Here is a 16,980-nt window from a genome sequence, read left to right as displayed (position 1 = left end):
TCGTCGCGCCACGCCTACCGCCCGTCGTAGTGTTTTCCCAGTTCGGTGTGATGCACCGCATACTTGCCTTCATCAACGATGGCCGTGGGGCGGCCACTCACGCTCACAGAGAGGTATCCGATGAGTTGGCTTGACCGCGAACGAACCATCGCGCCACCGGGATTCAACCGCTGGCTCATTCCACCTGCCGCACTGGCCGTTCACCTGTGCATCGGCCAGGCGTACGCCACCAGCGTGTACAAGACCGCTCTGGTGGAACATTTCGACTCCAATTTGACCCAGATCGGCATCATCTTCTCGATCGCGATCGTGATGCTGGGTCTCTCCGCCGCCGTGCTGGGCACCTGGGTGGACCGCAACGGGCCGCGCAAGGCCATGTTCACCTCGGCCCTGTTCTGGACCACCGGCTTCCTCGTGGGAGCACTCGGCATCTTCACCAGCCAGCTGTGGCTCGTCTACCTCGGCTACGGCGTGATCGGCGGCATCGGGCTCGGCATCGGGTACATCTCGCCCGTCTCCACCCTCATAAAGTGGTTCCCCGACCGCCCGGGGCTGGCCACCGGCATGGCGATCATGGGCTTCGGCGGTGGCGCGCTCATCGCGAGCCCGCTGTCCACCCAGCTGCTGCGCATGTACGACCCCAACTCGGGCGCCGAGGGCTGGGTGGCGAGCGGTGACGCCGTCGGCAAGCTCTTCCTGACGCTCGCCGTGATCTACCTCGTGTACATGATGTTCGGAGCCTTCACCATCAAGGTGCCCGCGGACGGCTGGAAGCCGGACGGTTTCGACCCGTCCCAGCTCAAGTCGAAGCCACTCGTCACCACGGACAACGTCTCCGCCTCGAATGCCATCAAGACCCGCCAGTTCTGGCTCGTCTGGATCGTGCTGTTCTGCAACGTGACCGCCGGCATCGGCATCCTGGAGCAGGCCTCGCCCATGATCCAGGACTTCTTCCGCGGCTCGGACGGCTCCACCGCGGTGACCGTCGCGGTCGCCGGTGGCTTCGTGGGGCTGCTCTCGATCGGCAACATGGCCGGCCGGTTCATCTGGTCGTCGACGTCGGACATCATCGGACGCAAGCGGATCTACATGGTCTACCTCGGTGTCGGAGCGGCTCTCTACACGGTGCTCGCGCTGGCCGGGGCGTCCACCACGCTCCTGTTCGTGTTCCTCGCGTTCGTGATCATCTCCTTCTACGGTGGCGGCTTCGCGACCGTGCCGGCCTACCTCCGCGACCTCTTCGGCACCTACCAGGTGGGCGCCATCCACGGCCGTCTCCTGACCGCGTGGTCGGCTGCGGGGATCGCCGGACCCCTGATCGTCAACGCGTTCCTCGACGCGCAGGGCACACCGGGCCAGCTCACCGCAGGCGCCTACCAGCCGGCACTGCTCACCATGGTGGGCCTGCTGATCGTCGGCTTCATCGCGAACCTGCTCATCAAGCCCGTGGATCCCCGGTTCCACGAACCCACCAAGGCAACATCGACACCCCGAGAATCCGTAAGGGAGGCCTGACATGGCCGGAGCACGCATCGCCGTCGTCTGGGCACTCGTGGGAGTGCCCCTCGCCTATGGCGTCTTCCAGACGCTGACCCGGGTGCCCGCGCTCTTCGGAGGCTGACACCCAGCAGCGCCCGTTCGACACGGAACCGCCGTCGGGAACGACGGCGGTTCCGTGCTGTCCGGCCCGTCGCCGCCGGCCTCCGTGATCGGTGCCGCCGCGGCGGGCGCTCATCCCCGGGGGTACTGCACCCGTGCAGGGGAGCAGTACCCCCGGGTCTACGTCCTGCGGGGCACGATCGGCGACGCGCGTAGCCTCCATGAGTGCCATCTGCAGCCATGCTGGTCGGTCGCTCTCCTGGGTGTTCAGTCCGTGAGTACCCATGCGCCGTCGTGGACGGACCGCCGCCAGTGCTGCCGCGGCTCGATCCACTCGCGGGCGACATCGGTCAGCCAGATGGTGGTGTCGGGGTTCCAGCCGGTGATGACCGACGCGCGCGTCCCGTCCACGTCGATGCGCGACGTCGCGCAGCGGAGGTAGGCGAGGGCGGTGAGGTGGACGGCATCCCAGACGGCGGCGACCGACTGCCAGTCGGGGATCACCCACGGTCCGTCCCGGCCCGTGACGGCGAACCAGGAATGGCGGCGGGACGCCGTGACGTCGAGCGGGTGATCACGGCAGAGGCTCGCCCAGTCGTCCGCCGTCACGATCTCGAGCGTCCGCCCGAGACCGCGGACGGATACCGCTGTGGCAACCTTCTCGGCCGGCGCATCCTCGACGAGATCGAGGGCTTCGGGGACGCGGGTGACCGTCTGCAGCAGGCGCTCGGCGTGGGACCACCACGTGCCGCCGTAGGGCGCCCGCGGGTCGGTAGGCCGATCGTGGTGCGCCCGTTCCTCCTCCGCACGGGCGGCGGCCGCCCAGGCTTCGAGCTCTCCGCCCGGATCGCGGGGGAGCCGGGCCGGGTCCTCGGCGCCGCGGAAGCCGATGTGCCACTGGGAGGTCTGCCGGGGCGCTCGGAGGGACCTGCCGAGCGGCGTCCCCATGACCTGCTCGGCCAGGGGCAGCAGCGCGTGCCGGATCTCCGGCAGTGCCGCCATGATGTCCTCGCCGTCGGGTCCCTGCCAGCCGCGGGCCGTGGCCACGGACTCGGCGAACGCCCGGTGGATGCGGCGTTCGTCGACGGCGGTCGGATCCACGCCTCCGAGGAGACGGGCCACCTCCGATACCGCCGGTGGTCGCGGTGCTTCCCGCACCAGCGTCGGCGGGTCGTCGTCGAACCTGGCGACCAGGTGAGCGCGCGCAGTGCCCATGTCGGGATCGAGGGAGCCGGCGAGGTGCAGCACCGGGGACCACAGGTCCTGGGAGAGCTCCAAGGCCAGCTCGAGGCAGAGTCGCCGCCCACGCGGCCCTTCGAGCAGCTCCTCCCCGCGAGTCATGGCGTCATCCTCGCACGCGGGCCTCGACGTCGAACCAGCCCGCTCCTGCAGACCCGCCCCCGCTGCCGCCAACGAGCGCCGGTGAACCACCGCCGCACTGGTTCAATGGAGCGGACCCCGGAGGACGCATGGAGAATTCGAGCACGCACCAGCAGCAGGCCCTCGAGAGCGGCGAGCTCCCGCCCCTCGAGCAGGTGCGCGACGACGTCTGGGCGCTCGCGCAGCCGATGCCGGGCGGCCACCTCGCCTACTCCCTCGGCTATCTACTCGTGGGACCCGGCGGCGTACACGTGGTCGATCCGGGGTGGGACTCCGACGAGAACTGGGCGCGCCTGACAGGCGCACTGGAGAGCATCGCGCCGAGGGCGGAGGTCCAGGGGATCACCGGCACGCACCTGCACCCGGACCACGTGGGCATGGCTGCCCGGCTCCGCAAGGCCACGGGCGCGCCGCTCGCGCTGCACCACATCGAGCGGCGCACGCTCGAGAGCCACCGCGACCGGGTACTCGACGTCGGCGCCGCTCGGCGGCGGGTCGCCGGGTGGGGCGTTCCGGATGAGCGTCACGACGAGCTGGCACAGCACCTCGACCGCTCGCCGGCCAGCCTCTCCCTCGCCGTCGATCAGGGACTGTCCGACGGCGAGACCCTCGACATCCCCGGCTTCACACTGACCGTCATGGCGACGCCCGGTCACACGGCCGGGCACATCTGCCTGCGCGACGACGATCGCCGCCTGCTCCTCACCGGTGATCACGTCCTGCCGAACGTCGTGGCGGGGCTGGGACTCGGGGGAGCGACGTCGTCGAACGCGCTCGCCGACTACCTCACCTCCATCGACGCCGTGAAGCGCTACCCCGAGTACGAGGCGCTGCCGGGACACGGTTTCCGTTTCCGCGGCCTCTCCGAGCGCGCCTCGGAGTGCGCCGCGCACCACCTGACGAGGACCCGCGAGGTCGCAGCGGCGCTGGCGCGGGCCGACGCCGACGGGACCGAGCCCACGGTCTGGGAGATCGCCTCACACCTCACGTGGACGGCCGGGTGGGAGGGCCTCCACGGCTTCCAGCTCCTCTCCGCGCTGTCGCAGACCGAGATGCACCGCGACTACGTCCGTGGACACGACCTGCCTGCCTGACACGGCGGAACCGCCCCGTCCGTGGAGAACGGCGGTTGGGGCCTCAGTCCTCGTCCCATCCCGCACCCTCGCGGAACGCACCCACGCGCCGCGGGAGCCGGCCTCGAGGGAGTCCTCCGGATCCTCGAAGAGTTCGCCGGAGTCCGCCTTGCTGTGCAGGAGGAGCTGCTCCGCCTCGGCGCGCGCGTCCTCGATCGTGTCCGCAGCGATACGGCTGCGCGCCGTTAGGGCATCCAGGTGCACCACCCGCTCCGCGGTCTCGCCGAGCGGGATCGTGACGCCGTCGCCGTCGTCGTCGAGCGGTACCTCGGCCCCGCCACTCTCAGCAGGGACCACGTATTCGAGGAAATAGGCCATGGGCGCTACAGTGCCACCGCGGCCGGCGCGCCGGCCAGCAGTGAGGTGACCGAGGGTGCGGTTGCCGGTCGATCACCGGGCTGCGAGCCGTCCGCGGTGCCCCGGCGGCCCCGTCAAATCGCCGGTGGCGGGCATCTGCGGATGCAGCACCCCCTGATGCATGCCTAGATTGAAGGCATGGCCGACACGACACAGCACGAAGAAGCAGCCCCGAGAACCCCGACACCGCTCGAGCAGCTCGCCGAAGCGCACCGCGTGGGCACCACCTTCAAGGGCTGGGACGGCGAGCCGGCCACGGTCTCACCCGGGACCCTCGTCACCGTCCTCGGCGCCCTCGGCGTCGACGCCTCCTCGGAGGATGCCATCGCCGCAGGGCTCGAGGAGGTGGACGCGGGCCCGTGGCGGGAGGTCCTGCCGAGCGTCGTCGTCGTCCGCCGCAGCGACGCCGACCACATCACCCTCCACACCCCCGCAAGGGCGGAGGTGGAGTTGTGGCTCGTGGACGAGGACGGCGTGCGTTTCACCGGGACGGTGGGCGACGCCGTCGGGTCCCGGGAGGTGGACGGCCGCACCATGGAGCGCCGCGAGGGCCGGCTGCCCCACGACCTGCCGCTCGGCTGGCACACGCTGCACGCCACAGTGGACGGGCAGGAGGCCTCCTGTTCCTTCGTGGTGACGCCGGACGCGCTGAGCACCACGGCCGCGCTCAGGGAGAGCCGCACCTGGGGGCTGATGGCGCAGCTGTACTCGGCGCGGTCGTCGTCGTCCTGGGGTATCGGGGACCTCGCGGACCTCGGCGGCATCGCCCAGGCCGCGGCGCAGCACGGCGCCGGGTTCGTTCTGGTCAACCCGCTCCACGCCGCCGAACCCACCCCGCCTGTGGAGCCCTCGCCCTATCTGCCGACCACGCGCCGCTACTTCCACCCGCTGTACCTGCGGATCGAGGACATCCCCGAGTTCGCGCGGCTCGACGACGCCGGCAGGGCCCGCGTGCACGAGCTCGCCGCGGGCTTCGCGACCGCCAACACGAGCATCGACCTGCTGGACCGCGACACGAGCTACGCCGCGAAGCTGGAGGCCCTCGAGCTGATCTTCGCCGTCCCGCGCCCCGAGCAGCGCCAGCACGCCTTCGACGACTACCGGGCGCACCAGGGCCAGGGCCTCGCCGACTTCGCCCTGTGGTCCTCGCTCGCGGAGACCCTCGCGCCGGGCTCGCCGGAGTGGGACGACGTCGGCCGCCCCGGCTCGGACGCCGCCCGCGCCTTCGCCGACCAGCACGCCGCGCGGATCGAGTTCCACGAGTGGGTGCAGTGGCTCGTCGACGAGCAGCTCCAGGAGGCGCAGCTCGAGGCCACCGGTGCGGGCATGGGCATCGGCGTCATGCACGACCTCGCGGTGGGTGTGCACCCGAGCGGCGCGGACGCGTGGGCGCTGCAGGACGTCCTGGCGAGCGGCATCAGCGTGGGCGCACCCCCGGACATGTTCAACCAGCAAGGCCAGGACTGGAGCCAGCCACCGTGGCACCCCGAGCGCCTCGCGGAGTCGGGTTACGCGGCGTTCCGCGACATGCTGCGGAACATCCTCCGCCACGCCGGGGGCATCCGGGTGGACCACATCCTCGGGCTCTTCCGGCTGTGGTGGATCCCCCAGGGCCAGGCTCCCGGGGCGGGCGCCTACGTCTACTACGACCACCGGGCACTGATCGGCATCCTCGCCCTCGAGGCGGAGCGTGCCGGCGCCGTGGTGGTCGGCGAGGACCTCGGCGTCTTCGAGCCGGGCGTCCAGGAGTACCTGGCGGAGCGCGGCATTCTCGGAACCTCCATCCTCTGGTTCGAGCAGGACGACGACGGCCCGCTGCCGCCTGAGAGCTACCGTCGGGGCTGCCTCACCACGGTGACCGTGCACGACCTCCCACCGAGCGCCGGCTACCTCGCGGGGGAGCACGTGAAGCTCCGCGAGCGGCTGGGCCTCCTGAGCCGACCGGTGGAGGAGGAGCAGGCCGAGGACAGGGCAGTGCAGGAGAAGTTCCTCACGCTGCTGCGTGAGCGCGGGCTCCTCGCCGAGGGTGAGGCGGGAGTGCAGGAGACCGTCGAGGGCCTGCACCGGTTCATCGCTCAGACGCCCTCGGTGCTGCTCGGCGTCGCGCTCGCGGACGCTGTGGGCGAGCGCCGCACGCAGAACCAGCCCGGCACCAATGACGAGTACCCGAACTGGCGCATCCCCCTCGCAGATGAGGACGGCAAGGCGGTGCTGGTGGAGGATCTCGCCGGGAGCGAGCGCTTCGCGTCCCTCGTGCGCGCGCTCGGCCGCGAGGTCGGCATCGCACCCCCGGAGGCCTGACCGCAAGCAGAATCTGCGACGCCGCGGGCCCGGGTGCGCGTGGTCGGATGGTTGCATGGAGACGCAGGGGACGTACGACGTCGTGATCGTGGGCGGCGGGGTCGCCGGTCTCACCGCCGCGCTGGTGCTCGGGCGTGCGCGACGGGCGGTCGCGGTGATCGACGCCGGTGCGCCACGCAACGAGCCCGCTCACGCCGCCTACGGCTACCTGACCCGCGACGGCACGCCGCCCGCCGAGCTGGTGGAGCTCGGACGGCAGGACCTCGCGCCCTACGCGGTCACCTTCCTCGACGGGTCCGCGCGGCAGGTGACCCCGTCCGACGACGGCTGCTCGGTGGAGCTTGACGACGGCCGCTCAGTCCCGGCCCGCCAGGTCCTCCTGGCGACGGGTCTCCGGGACGTCCTCCCGGATGTCCCCGGTGCCCGCGAGGCCTGGGGGCGCGGACTCCTCCAGTGCCCCTACTGCCACGGCTGGGAAGTGCGGGACGGCACGCTCGGCGTCCTCGGCTCGTCCGAGGCGTCGGTGGACCAGGCGGTGCTGCTGCGGCAGTGGTCCGACGACGTCACGTTCTTCCCCCACCTGCTCGGTCCGGTGTCCGATGACGACGCGGACCGACTCCGCAGCCGCGGCGTACGCATCGTCGAGGGGATGGTGGCCGGCTTCGAGCTGGCGTCGGCGGATTCGGAGGCGAGGCCGGACGCGGGCGACGCCGATGATGCGTCCGATGCTCCCGGGGTGCCGCGTGCGCTGCAGGCGGTCCGGCTCGACGACGGCTCGGTGATCCCCTGCTCCGCCCTCTTCTGCGAACCTGGTGCGGATGTGGGGTCGCCGCTGATCGACGCCCTCGATTGCGACCGGCGGGACGACGGCTGCCTCGAGACCGACCACCTGGGCCGCACCTCGGTGGCACGCGTGTGGGCTGTGGGTAACCTCGCCGACCCGGCGGCTCAGCTCCTCCCGGCGGCGGGGGACGCCTACCGGGTGGCCGTCGCCATCAACGCGATCCTGGTGCGGGAGGAGTGCGACGCCTGCCTCGAGGTGAGGCGGCCGGTGGAACAGGGCGTGTGACGGCCGGGCAGCCAACTCGGGAGGTCTGACGGGTAGTCGGGCAGCCGGGGGCCCCGGTCGATCGGGAGGCCGAGTAGTTAGTCGGCTGTAGCCCGTGCGGTTGATCCGGGGGTGTGGTTCGGGCACGGCAGAAGGGCCCCGTCGAGACCGGAGCCCTCCTGCGGCCTGCACCCCCTGCGCGGCGCGCGCCGCCCAGGGCGGTCCTCTACTTCCCGAGATCCGGCCGGGTGTCCTCGTCCTGCTGCTGGAACGGCGTCTCCTCGATGTCGAGGGGGTCGCCTCCGCTGGGACCGAGGGTCCCGGGCGTGATGCCGCTCGCGGCCCTGTGGTCTCCTCCGCCGTCCAGCCCGCCGTCGGACGCGCTGTCCAGTCCTGCGGTCGGTCCCGTGTTCATCCCGAGGTCCGTGACGTCGTCGGGAATGCCGGAGGTGCCGGAGCTGCTCGAGGTGCCGGAACCGGCGTCGTCGAGGGCCGAGACCACCGGCGGTACGCCGAGGGGCAGGTCACCGCTCGCGCCAACGTCCGCTCCGGGCGTCTGGGGTGCCTTGGCGCCGTCGTCCGCTGCTCCGGCGCCGCCCTTCTTGAGGACGCCCTGCAGCTTCTCCTGCACCTCGGGCGCCTTGCTCTTGAGCGTGCCCGTGGTGGACGCGACGGTGTCCTGCACCTTCGGGTTGTTCCACAGCTGCTGCGCCTTGGTCCTGATCTGCTCGTAGCTCTGCCTGCCCGCTCTGGTGCCGAGCACGTAGCCGACCGCGAGGCCTGCCCCGAAGACGAGTTTGTTCTTCATGCTGTTCTCCCTCCATCTGGGTTTCCCCGAATGTAGACCACCCGGGGGTGCCGGGCGAGGGCGAAGGGCTCCCCACTCCGCTGCTGTACAACGGGGGCTCGAATGGATAGCGGGGCGGGTGGATGCGGCCTACGAAGGTGTCGGTGGCGACGGCTAGCGTGAGTCGTACACGGTGTGAACGCGTAGCTGCAGGGAACAGGGAGGTCGGATGCCGGAGGGGGACAGCGTCTACCGGCTCGCGCGCAGGATGCGCGCCGGCCTCGACGGGCGCCTCCTCAGCCGGGGTGATCTCCGGGTGGCCGCTCATGCCACCGAGCCACTCGACGGCATGCGGGTGCTCGAGCACGTGACGCACGGCAAGCACCTGCTCATGCGCCTCGACTCCGGGCTCACGCTGCACACCCATCTCCTGATGCAGGGCTCATGGACCATCACGGCGCCCGGCAAGCGGCTGCCCCGCACGCTGCTGCCGGACGTCCGCGTACTCCTCGCCACCACGGGCGGCCCCACGGCCTACGGCATGGACCTGCCCGTCGTGGATCTCGTCCCCACGAAGGCCGAGGACGACGTCGTGGGGCACCTCGGCCCCGATCCACTCCGGGACGACTGGGACGCGCCGGAGGCCGTGCGCCGGTTGGCCCGGGACCCCGGACGCCGCATCGCCGCGGCCCTCCTGGACCAGCGGAACGTCGCGGGGTTCGGCAACCTGTGGGCCAACGAGCTGTGCTTCCTCCGCGGCGTGCACCCGGACACCATGGTCGCCGAGGTGGACCTCCACGCCCTCGTGACCCTGGGCGCCCGCTGCCTGCGTTTCTCCGCGACGCACCGCTCGGCTTACCAGGTGACCACGGGCAACACGCGCAAGGGGGAGCAGCACTGGGTCGCCGGCAGGGCGGGTAAACCATGCCTCCGCTGCGGCACCACGGTCGCGGTCCGCGCGGAGGTGCCGAACGATCCCGGGTACCGGCGGACCTGGTGGTGTCCGCGCTGTCAGCCGCTGAGCGGGGCGAGCGCGGAGAACGCTGCAGCGGAGTCCCCGTTCGTTCCCGTCCTCCCGACCGCAGCCGTCGTCAGGCCGCGTTCGAGGTGCCACTACTGACTGTCGTCGACCTCTCGACAGACGCCGATCCGACAGCGATCGGCATCGCTACCTCCGTGATCGCTGCAGCTGAAGCTGCCTGACCCGCTCACGCTGACCGGAAGCCGATGGCTAAGTGCGCAGGGACTCCTTCGGTTGCTGGTCCTACAGCATCGCCAGAACGCAGGCACGGCCGCGGCGATGGCTACAGTGATGGCGCTGAGAAGCAGGCGTGCGACGGTACCGATCGAGTCACGGAGGTACACGCTGACGAAGATCAGAGCTACTGCCATCAGCAGGAAGCCGATCGAGAGAACGGCGAGTGCCGAGCGTGGCGCACTGCTGAGCATTTCCGGAGCCTGGCTCCAGCGGCTCAGTCAGAAGGAGACAGCGTTGCGCGATCACTGTGTGGGATCCTGCTCCGAATCTATCGGGCGCTTACTCGGGTATCCGCAGTTGCTCGTTCACTGAAGGAACGTGGCGGACGGGTCCTGCGCCTCTTGCTGTCCCGTATGACGATCCCTGTATGAACCTCCGAGGGAGCAACGGCTTCAGATGAGGGTCTTTCGAGGAGGGGTTTGGTTGACTGTCGCCGTCCACGCCCACTCCGCGTATCCCTCTTCGTTCAACTCCTCGCTGTCATCCCACTCTTGGACCCACTCCTGAAAAATGACGATTGACCGGATGTCGCTGGGGGAAGTTTGCTCGAGCGTTGTCGCGAGGTGATCCATGTAAGCGGAAAAGTCCCCTCTGTCTTTCCCAAAGGGGATGCTCAGGCCGTACGACCACACGGGTTCTTCACGGGGAGTAGGCATCAGTCGTCCTCATCTTCTGGAATCGAGGAGCAGGTTATCTGGATGGTGAAGTTGGCACGGTCGTCGGATGGCCAGACAACCACCTGCATGATGCTCCGCCCCTCTGGCGCCTGGTAGCGCCCGACTTCACGCAGAGCGGCAGCAACGTTGTGCGAGGTCGGGGAGTGATCGAAACGCCAGGTGACCAACAGCTCGGCTTCATCCATTTCCGGATCATACCGGCACGTCGCTGAGCATCTACTCAGCCCGTCATGCCGCTCAGGGTCCTCAAACGAGTCCCGTTGCGGGATCGTCCAATGGACGCTGAGTGTGGTTACCTCGAGGGCTTCGGGAAGGATGGGGCGATGACGAATGTGCTAACCCTTACTGAGCGACGTGTCCCCGGCACTGTTTGGAGAAGGCGGGGTCTTTTTCGTCGTGGTCATACTGAGCACACAGTGTCGGTGCACTTGGACTTCCTCGTCGACGGTAAGCCGTTGTCTACCTGGATTCAGGAGTGGGAAGGACACGACCTTGCGTCAGGGAACGTCTCCCTCATGACACCTGCTCGTCCAGATCTCGCGGCAGAGCAGATTGATCGGCTCCTCGGGCGCCGGGCGCACCAGTACTGGGATCGCGGTTGGCTCTTGTTCTGTGGTGCCTGCTGGGATGAGGGTTGCGGCGGGGTGACCGTGGAGATCAGCCGGGCGAATGGGAAGGTGTATTGGTCTCGTCTCGGCTGGGACAACTCCTACGATCCTGAGACAGAGCAGATCGAGAACGCCGTTGCGTTTGTTTTCGACGAGCTGGACTATGAGCGAGTTCTATTGGAAGCGCGCACACAACTCGTAGATGAGCAGACAATCTGACAGAAATCGGGGCAATGACTGCCTTCGTGGCCGTCCCGCTGGTGGATCCCCTACCGGTGCGTGAGCGTTCGGGGAGACGACCGATACGATTCCGGCATGAGTAGGAGTTGGGCGCACCGGTTGCGTGATAGAGAGGGCCAGCTCGCCGATCGCTTCGACGCACTGCCCTTGCCGCGGCGGCGGATTTTCGCGTTCTTGTCTGTTCTTCTTGTCCTAATGTCCGCCGCACTTATAGTTGTCTCCGCCGACGCCAGCTTCGCGCACGCCCGAGAAGTTGTCGCCACGGGACCCCGCCGAAGTGCACCGATCACCAAGATCGATTACGGCGGGCGTAGCTCGGAGTACTACTACGTGGAGATTCAGGGGCAGGAACGCGAGATCGACTTCGCCCACTTCTTGCCCGACAAGTCGATCGGCGCGCAAGCTATATACGTCGTGGATCCCCTGGACCCAGATCACCTAATCGCTGTCGGCAGCCCATCGGACTGGAGTCGCGACTTCTGGTGGGATGCCTTGTCACTAGGTGTCATAGCGGCGGTGGTCCTACTTCTCGCGGGTTTAGTTGCGGGTCGGATGGTTCCTGAGGACGGTGGCGCAATCTTGGGGAAGCTCTTACCTGACCCGAAAAACACACGTGCCAGGCGGCGCCGACGTAGACGCAAGGGCGGCGGCAGCGGCCGTCACGTCGACTAGCGCTCTGCCCAATCTCCACATGTACGTCCGAACCGCATAGCCATCCCGAATCGGCCACCGAACGGCGGCTGCAGGATCGTAGAGAAATCGTCTGGCGAACGTCAGGGGCCTTCAGCTGCGTCGTTGAGTGAGTGGAGGTTGCTGCAGAAGCGTTCCGCTTCTGCAGCACCGACGACTTCGCTCAGTGGTTCCTGGAACCATTTTCGCCAGATCGCTTCCACCTGATCTCTACTGACCGTTCCGGTGTTGAGCAGCAAGCTAGCCAGGGAGTGCGCCTCAGCCTCGTACTCGTCGTGCGGCGCACCTTCCGCAGTGCCAGGTTCGAGGCCGTACGGGTCCAGATTGTTGAGCAGCGCGATGACCGCGGCTACTGTACTTTTCCACTCGTGCTTACTCGGTTGCATCTCCACAGAATGCACTAGCGACGTCGCGCTGGGGGACCAGCTACCGCACAGCCTGCAGGGCGCCTATCTTGACCGGTCCTGTGGCTCTACTCCGTGTTCTAGCTCAGCCCACACACGGTCACGTTCGGAGCCGAGAAGAGCGACTGCGTTCAGACGCACGTCTTCACCAGTTGGAGGCTGGGCAGTGACAAAGTACCCGCTCCGTAATTCCTCCGCTGAGTACCACCCGGGACCGTAATCCTCCTCCAAATACTCATGTCCCCCTTCAAGCCAGTGCACCTGAGTCCACATGCGCTCCAGCTTCAACCAAAACGCTGGCAGAACTCGCATAGGACTGATCGAAGTGGTAACCCACCCCTTGACCTCGCCATTGAGCGAGAGCTCCCAGACTCCTGCTCGGAAGATGTTCAGTTGTGGATCCTGAGGCCAATCCGTATCGTCCATCCATTTATCTATCCATCGCATCTTTCAGTTGTATCCCTTCCTGACCCATAAGAGCGTTATCCAACGTGCATGGCATCTTTGAACTACACCTGACCTCGAACTACACCTGACCTCGAGTCGAGGTGCGCCCGTAAGCCGGTCGTTCTTCGCCCGTGCGAGCGACTCCAGGAATCGAGAAGATCGGTTGCCCCGCCGTGGCGGAGAGCGGGCGGTTGACCGGGACGATAAAAACGGGCGCAAAGGTGCCTGATGCGTGTGTCTCCCGACCTGGGAGGCGTTGCGTTGGGGTACACCCCGTGCAACGGCGGCCGCACGTAAGGAGCGACCGCTGCTGTGTAGTCAGTAGGTCATCGACAACGGGTGATACTCGCTTGAGAACAGGAGTGGGCGGCGGTACGGAAGTCCCCGTTCGTTGGAATTCCGCACCGCCAGCTTGAGGGCCGTCCTGACTATTGTGGTCCGTCAGACCGGCTGCGGTGTCATGTTTGACCGTGGCGAAGGCTAGAAGTCGTCGGGCATGATCGATTCCCCGACTGTATCGGCGATGCTTGCCCGGCACGCTTCAGCGTCGGCGCCCAAAATCCCGCTGTCTTCAGCGAGGTGCAGGAAGTGCACCGCCGGCACTTCGGATGGGTCGTAGGGGTTGCCATTGCCGGCGAGGGGCTCCCATCCGCTTGCGGTCATGCAGTCAGCGAATTCCTGGACGTACTGCGGTTTGGTCATGAACTCGACGCTGGCGTAGTAGTCCGATCCCGTTCCGATTGCGACGGAGACGCCTCCCACTGACAAGCCTGCAGCGACGGCAGCGGTTATGGATGCCCGCTTGATCGTTCGCTGGCGGGGAACCTGGCGCATCAGGGAGGCCCGAACGGGAACGAGTTCTTCGGCGATGTGCCGATTGGTCGGTGGTTCGTAGGTGATGGGCACGGCCTTCTCCCTAAGCGGTGGGGTTGGTTGCTGTGCTGGCACGCAGTTTGCGCCGAGCACGTTCGATGCGTTTGCGGGCAGCTGGTGGACTGATGCCCAGGGACGTGGCGGCTTCGTCATAGCTGCGACCCTCGACGAGGCAGAGCTCGCACAGCTTCCGGTCGACCTCGGGTAGCGCAGCGATTTCCTCGAGGATCCACGCCAGTTCCTCTACGGCCCGGTCGTGGTCTACGCGGCGATGCCAGGCTGAGGAACCGGGCGACGGATCGGTGAGCTCATCAGCATCGGTGCGGCGACGAGTCCTGTTGAGATTGTAGGCGGTGTTCCGGCAACACAGCAGGAGCCAGGGAAGGACCGATTGCTCGGCCATGCGGACGTCCTTGCGGCGTCGCCACAGGAGCAGGAACGTCTCCTGCACGATGTCGGGTACCTCGCTACGGGAGTCAGTCAACCCCCAGGCGTAGCGGTAAACCGTCGGTGAGTATTTATCGAACAGGGCGGAGAACGCTCTGTCATCTCCGCGGACTAGTCGGCTGACCAGGTCCTCGTCGGTGGTTACCAACGTCTTCGTATCGCGTGTGTTCACTTCACACCTCCACCCAGTAAGTGTCGTGGAGCGGCGGATTGTGACAGTCAGCCTTTAATCACTTTCGGCGGTGTTCGGTCTTACGTTGCTGTGTTGAACATATGCATCAGCTCGGACACCGCGCATGTTGCGTTGAGGTACACCTTGGGCAATAAGGGGCCGCACGCGTTCAGGAGGATCCCGACGGTGCAGTGGGAGCCCAAAACTTTCCGCTGTTTGGGTGGAACCTTGGGTGGTGATCGGACACTAAGGGGTATGGGTGCACAGGTGATCGCGTCGGATGGGGTGTTGTGGCGTCAGGTCGTCAATGGTGACGGTGACGCGTTCGGGGTGGTGTTCGATCGTCATCACGAGCGGGTGTTACGTCACGCGTTGAGGTTGCTGAGCATGCATCCGGCCGCGGAGGACGTCACGGCGATGGTGTTCTACGAGGCGTGGCGGCGTCGAATGCACGTGCGAATAGTCGATGAATCGATCCTTCCGTGGCTGCTGGTGACAGCGAACAACCTGATCCGAAACCACGTGCGCCAGCAACGCCGGTACCGGCACTTCCTGTCCCAGCTTCCCCCTCCCGCACCGGCGAATGATGTGGCCGAGGATGTGAGCGACGCTGACGAACGTCTCGGGGAGTTGGTGTCGCTGGGTGAGGCATTCCGCCGGTTACGTCCCTTGGACAGGGATGTTCTGACTTTGTGCGTGGTGGAGGGCATGAGTATCAGGGACGCCGCCAGTGTCCTGGTGGTCGCTGAGGGGACCGTGAAGTCCCGGCTCAGCAGAGCTAAGCAGCGCCTCGGATCGCTCTACGAAGAGGCCGCCCTCATCGGCCGGCCGGACCGCTCACCCCCAACGCTGGCACCTGCCGCGCCGACCACGACAACCGAAAACAACGATCGCACCAACACAGGCCAGACGATGAACGGAAGGAGCACCTGATGAGCACAGAACAGTTCCAGGCGGACCGGCGGGAAGCCCTACGCCACCAGCTCGTGTCCCTGCCGACCCTTCAAGGGGCCGACGATCCCACCCGCTACCGCCCTGCACGCCACACCACGCCCGGCAACCGGACGGCACCGTCTTCGGACAAGTCCTATCAGACAGGGCCGGGTCAGCCGCGATCGCACCGAGCTCGCACAGCTGTGCTGGCGACCGCCGCTGTAGCGGTCGGGGCAGTGGCATTGGGCCAGATGAGCCTCACAGCTCAGAGCGCGCACGCGGCCGGGGTGCTACGTGACGTCGCCGCGGCGACCGCCGCGTACACCGACCTGCAACCCGCGCCCGGACAGTACCTGCTCGTCAGCAAGCGCGGGCAGTGGCAGAACAGCAGCAACGCGGCAGATCCCAGCCAGACTTCGACCTACCAGCAGATCATCGGCGTCTACGTTCCAGGGGATGAGTCCGAGGACTGGGTCCTGGAACGCGACTGGGGTATCGCCGCCCCCGTTCCCGGACAGATCGACGTCGAACGGGCACCGGACGGGAACTTCTACGGGAATCCGTGGGGACTGCTCAGCGAAGAAGAAATGGCCGCGCTACCTCGGGACGGGCAGGCCCTGCTGAACTGGGCGAACTCCCGCTACACCGGTGGATCCGCGTCCCGCGACGAGGACAACTTCGTGCAGATCACCGATCTGCTGAAGATCGGTCTCGTGCCCGCGGACCTCCGGGCAGGGCTTTACGACGCCCTGGCTTTGATCCCTGGCGTCGATGCCAGCGAAGAAGTGAACCTCGACGGAGTTACAGGCACCGCCATCGGACGCACAGAACCTCTACGCGCCGGCATCCGACAGGAAATCATCATTGACCCAGCCAACGGGCTCGTCATTGGAGAGCGCACCGTCGCCACCTACGCGGTCTACGGGCTCGGCGCCGACGAAGTCAACGGGCACACTGCTATCACCTACTCCATAGTCGACAACGCACCAGAAGACTGATCTAAGCGTTGTTGGTCGGAGCACTGACAGCTCGCACTTCGCGGCATCCTTGTGAACTTGATACACGTCACTAGCGATGTTGCGTTGAGGTACACCTTCCACAACGCGGGTCGGCGATGGTCGCACGCCCGGCGCATCGTCAGAGGGAGCGGGTCATCACCTTTACGTCGGGTCGTGGGGAGTCGGGAAGGGTGACGAAGCCAGCCCGTTGATAGGTTCGGATTGCAGGAAGATTGTCGGCGATGACCGTCAGGTCGAGTTGCGACGCACCGAGCTCACGTGTCTTTGCGATGGCGGCTTCGATGAGCGGTTGGGCTAGTCCTTGCCCGCGCTTTGCCGGGTCGATGATGACTCGACCAATCCGCGCGTTACCTTGCTCAATCGCTAGATCGAAGTGACCGACCAGCTCTGAGCGCTCGTCGATGACGCTCCAAGCGGTAAGGCCCGGTATATCTGCCATCCCTGCAAGGCGATCCTCCGTCAGCGGCCAGGACAGGCGCGGTCCGGTGAAGAGGTACAGCGACCGCTCGTCGGGCACCCAGCGCACGATGCTCGCTACGTCATTGTTGGTCCGTTCTCTAACTTTCAGGACCATGAGGTCCTCACTCCCAGGTCGAGGGCAAGCTTG

General features: G+C 67.1%; 19 protein-coding genes. 10 read left to right on the top strand and 9 right to left on the bottom strand.

Annotation, left to right across the window (positions count from 1 at the left end):
* The first annotated feature begins 120 nt into the window (after window positions 1-120).
* Together AC4D16_RS08420 and AC4D16_RS08415 are read left to right on the top strand one after the other, a co-directional pair.
* Window positions 121-1,515, top strand: a complete 1,395-nt coding sequence (locus tag AC4D16_RS08420) for an OFA family MFS transporter (protein WP_490947855.1) — start codon at window positions 121-123, stop codon at window positions 1,513-1,515.
* Between the two features lies 1 nt (window position 1,516).
* The gene (locus AC4D16_RS08415) at window positions 1,517-1,621 is read left to right on the top strand and encodes an MFS transporter small subunit (protein WP_490947856.1); all 105 of its coding nucleotides are present in this window, start codon (window positions 1,517-1,519) and stop codon (window positions 1,619-1,621) included.
* Window positions 1,622-1,866: 245 nt separating this feature from the next.
* Here the strand turns inward: AC4D16_RS08415 and AC4D16_RS08410 are convergent, their stop codons facing one another.
* Window positions 1,867-2,940: a hypothetical protein gene (locus AC4D16_RS08410; RefSeq protein WP_490954603.1), complete on the bottom strand. Its 1,074-nt coding sequence runs from the start codon at window positions 2,938-2,940 to the stop codon at window positions 1,867-1,869.
* A gap of 128 nt (window positions 2,941-3,068) precedes the next feature.
* Between AC4D16_RS08410 and AC4D16_RS08405 the strand changes: the two genes are divergently transcribed.
* Window positions 3,069-4,073 (top strand): MBL fold metallo-hydrolase, encoded by a 1,005-nt coding sequence (locus tag AC4D16_RS08405; protein WP_490954602.1) that lies wholly within the window; start codon window positions 3,069-3,071, stop codon window positions 4,071-4,073.
* Here the strand turns inward: AC4D16_RS08405 and AC4D16_RS08400 are convergent.
* On the bottom strand, window positions 3,957-4,430 hold the full coding sequence (locus tag AC4D16_RS08400; RefSeq protein WP_490954601.1) for a hypothetical protein: 474 nt from the start codon (window positions 4,428-4,430) through the stop codon (window positions 3,957-3,959). The genes AC4D16_RS08405 and AC4D16_RS08400 overlap by 117 nt on opposite strands.
* 177 nt (window positions 4,431-4,607) lie before the next feature.
* Between AC4D16_RS08400 and malQ the strand changes: the two genes are divergently transcribed.
* Window positions 4,608-6,770 (top strand): 4-alpha-glucanotransferase, encoded by a 2,163-nt coding sequence (gene malQ / locus AC4D16_RS08395; RefSeq protein ID WP_490954600.1) that lies wholly within the window; start codon window positions 4,608-4,610, stop codon window positions 6,768-6,770.
* A gap of 55 nt (window positions 6,771-6,825) precedes the next feature.
* Window positions 6,826-7,839 (top strand): NAD(P)/FAD-dependent oxidoreductase, encoded by a 1,014-nt coding sequence (locus AC4D16_RS08390; RefSeq protein ID WP_490954599.1) that lies wholly within the window; start codon window positions 6,826-6,828, stop codon window positions 7,837-7,839.
* Window positions 7,840-8,044: 205 nt separating this feature from the next.
* Here AC4D16_RS08390 and AC4D16_RS08385 read toward each other — a convergent pair whose 3' ends face one another.
* Window positions 8,045-8,626, bottom strand: a complete 582-nt coding sequence (locus tag AC4D16_RS08385; RefSeq protein WP_490947862.1) for a hypothetical protein — start codon at window positions 8,624-8,626, stop codon at window positions 8,045-8,047.
* Between the two features lie 208 nt (window positions 8,627-8,834).
* Here AC4D16_RS08385 and AC4D16_RS08380 point away from each other — a divergent pair, with 208 nt between their 5' ends.
* The gene (locus AC4D16_RS08380; RefSeq protein ID WP_490954598.1) at window positions 8,835-9,725 is read left to right on the top strand and encodes a DNA-formamidopyrimidine glycosylase family protein; all 891 of its coding nucleotides are present in this window, start codon (window positions 8,835-8,837) and stop codon (window positions 9,723-9,725) included.
* Window positions 9,726-10,255: 530 nt separating this feature from the next.
* On the opposite strand, the gene AC4D16_RS08375 is transcribed toward AC4D16_RS08380, so the two are convergent.
* Window positions 10,256-10,519: a hypothetical protein gene (locus AC4D16_RS08375; protein WP_490950957.1), complete on the bottom strand. Its 264-nt coding sequence runs from the start codon at window positions 10,517-10,519 to the stop codon at window positions 10,256-10,258.
* Window positions 10,519-10,725 carry a hypothetical protein gene (locus AC4D16_RS08370; protein ID WP_490954597.1) on the bottom strand — a complete coding sequence of 69 codons (207 nt, stop codon included), beginning with the start codon at window positions 10,723-10,725 and terminating at the stop codon, window positions 10,519-10,521. Before AC4D16_RS08370 ends, AC4D16_RS08375 begins: the two co-directional genes overlap by 1 nt.
* A 243-nt stretch (window positions 10,726-10,968) precedes the next feature.
* Between AC4D16_RS08370 and AC4D16_RS08365 the strand changes: the two genes are divergently transcribed.
* Both AC4D16_RS08365 and AC4D16_RS08360 read left to right on the top strand, forming a co-directional pair.
* A complete protein-coding gene (locus tag AC4D16_RS08365; RefSeq protein ID WP_490954596.1) occupies window positions 10,969-11,367 on the top strand; it encodes a hypothetical protein in 399 nt (132 codons plus the stop codon).
* Window positions 11,368-11,463: 96 nt separating this feature from the next.
* Entirely contained in the window at window positions 11,464-12,060 is a 597-nt protein-coding gene (locus AC4D16_RS08360; RefSeq protein ID WP_490954595.1) for a hypothetical protein, read from the top strand.
* A 101-nt stretch (window positions 12,061-12,161) separates the two neighbouring features.
* On the opposite strand, the gene AC4D16_RS08355 is transcribed toward AC4D16_RS08360, so the two are convergent.
* The 3 genes from AC4D16_RS08355 to AC4D16_RS08345 all read right to left on the bottom strand — a co-directional run bounded on the left by AC4D16_RS08355 (window position 12,162) and on the right by AC4D16_RS08345 (window position 14,421).
* Entirely contained in the window at window positions 12,162-12,464 is a 303-nt protein-coding gene (locus AC4D16_RS08355) for a hypothetical protein (protein WP_490954594.1), read from the bottom strand.
* 945 nt (window positions 12,465-13,409) lie between these two features.
* The gene (locus tag AC4D16_RS08350) at window positions 13,410-13,835 is read right to left on the bottom strand and encodes a hypothetical protein (RefSeq protein ID WP_490954593.1); all 426 of its coding nucleotides are present in this window, start codon (window positions 13,833-13,835) and stop codon (window positions 13,410-13,412) included.
* 10 nt (window positions 13,836-13,845) lie between these two features.
* A complete protein-coding gene (locus tag AC4D16_RS08345) occupies window positions 13,846-14,421 on the bottom strand; it encodes an RNA polymerase sigma factor (protein ID WP_490954592.1) in 576 nt (191 codons plus the stop codon).
* 255 nt (window positions 14,422-14,676) lie between these two features.
* Between AC4D16_RS08345 and AC4D16_RS08340 the strand changes: the two genes are divergently transcribed.
* Both AC4D16_RS08340 and AC4D16_RS08335 read left to right on the top strand, forming a co-directional pair.
* Window positions 14,677-15,354, top strand: a complete 678-nt coding sequence (locus AC4D16_RS08340) for an RNA polymerase sigma factor (RefSeq protein WP_490954591.1) — start codon at window positions 14,677-14,679, stop codon at window positions 15,352-15,354.
* 236 nt (window positions 15,355-15,590) lie between these two features.
* The gene (locus AC4D16_RS08335; RefSeq protein WP_490954590.1) at window positions 15,591-16,352 is read left to right on the top strand and encodes a hypothetical protein; all 762 of its coding nucleotides are present in this window, start codon (window positions 15,591-15,593) and stop codon (window positions 16,350-16,352) included.
* 139 nt (window positions 16,353-16,491) lie between these two features.
* Here the strand turns inward: AC4D16_RS08335 and AC4D16_RS08330 are convergent, their stop codons facing one another.
* Window positions 16,492-16,947, bottom strand: coding sequence for a GNAT family N-acetyltransferase (locus tag AC4D16_RS08330; protein WP_490954589.1), 456 nt, complete (start codon window positions 16,945-16,947; stop codon window positions 16,492-16,494).
* Between the last annotated feature and the right edge of the window lie 33 nt (window positions 16,948-16,980).

The organism is Arthrobacter sp. TJ-236, assembly GCF_058269235.1.
Note: the sequence above shows the minus strand (reverse complement) of the source record. Positions and strands in the feature narration are given on the sequence as shown.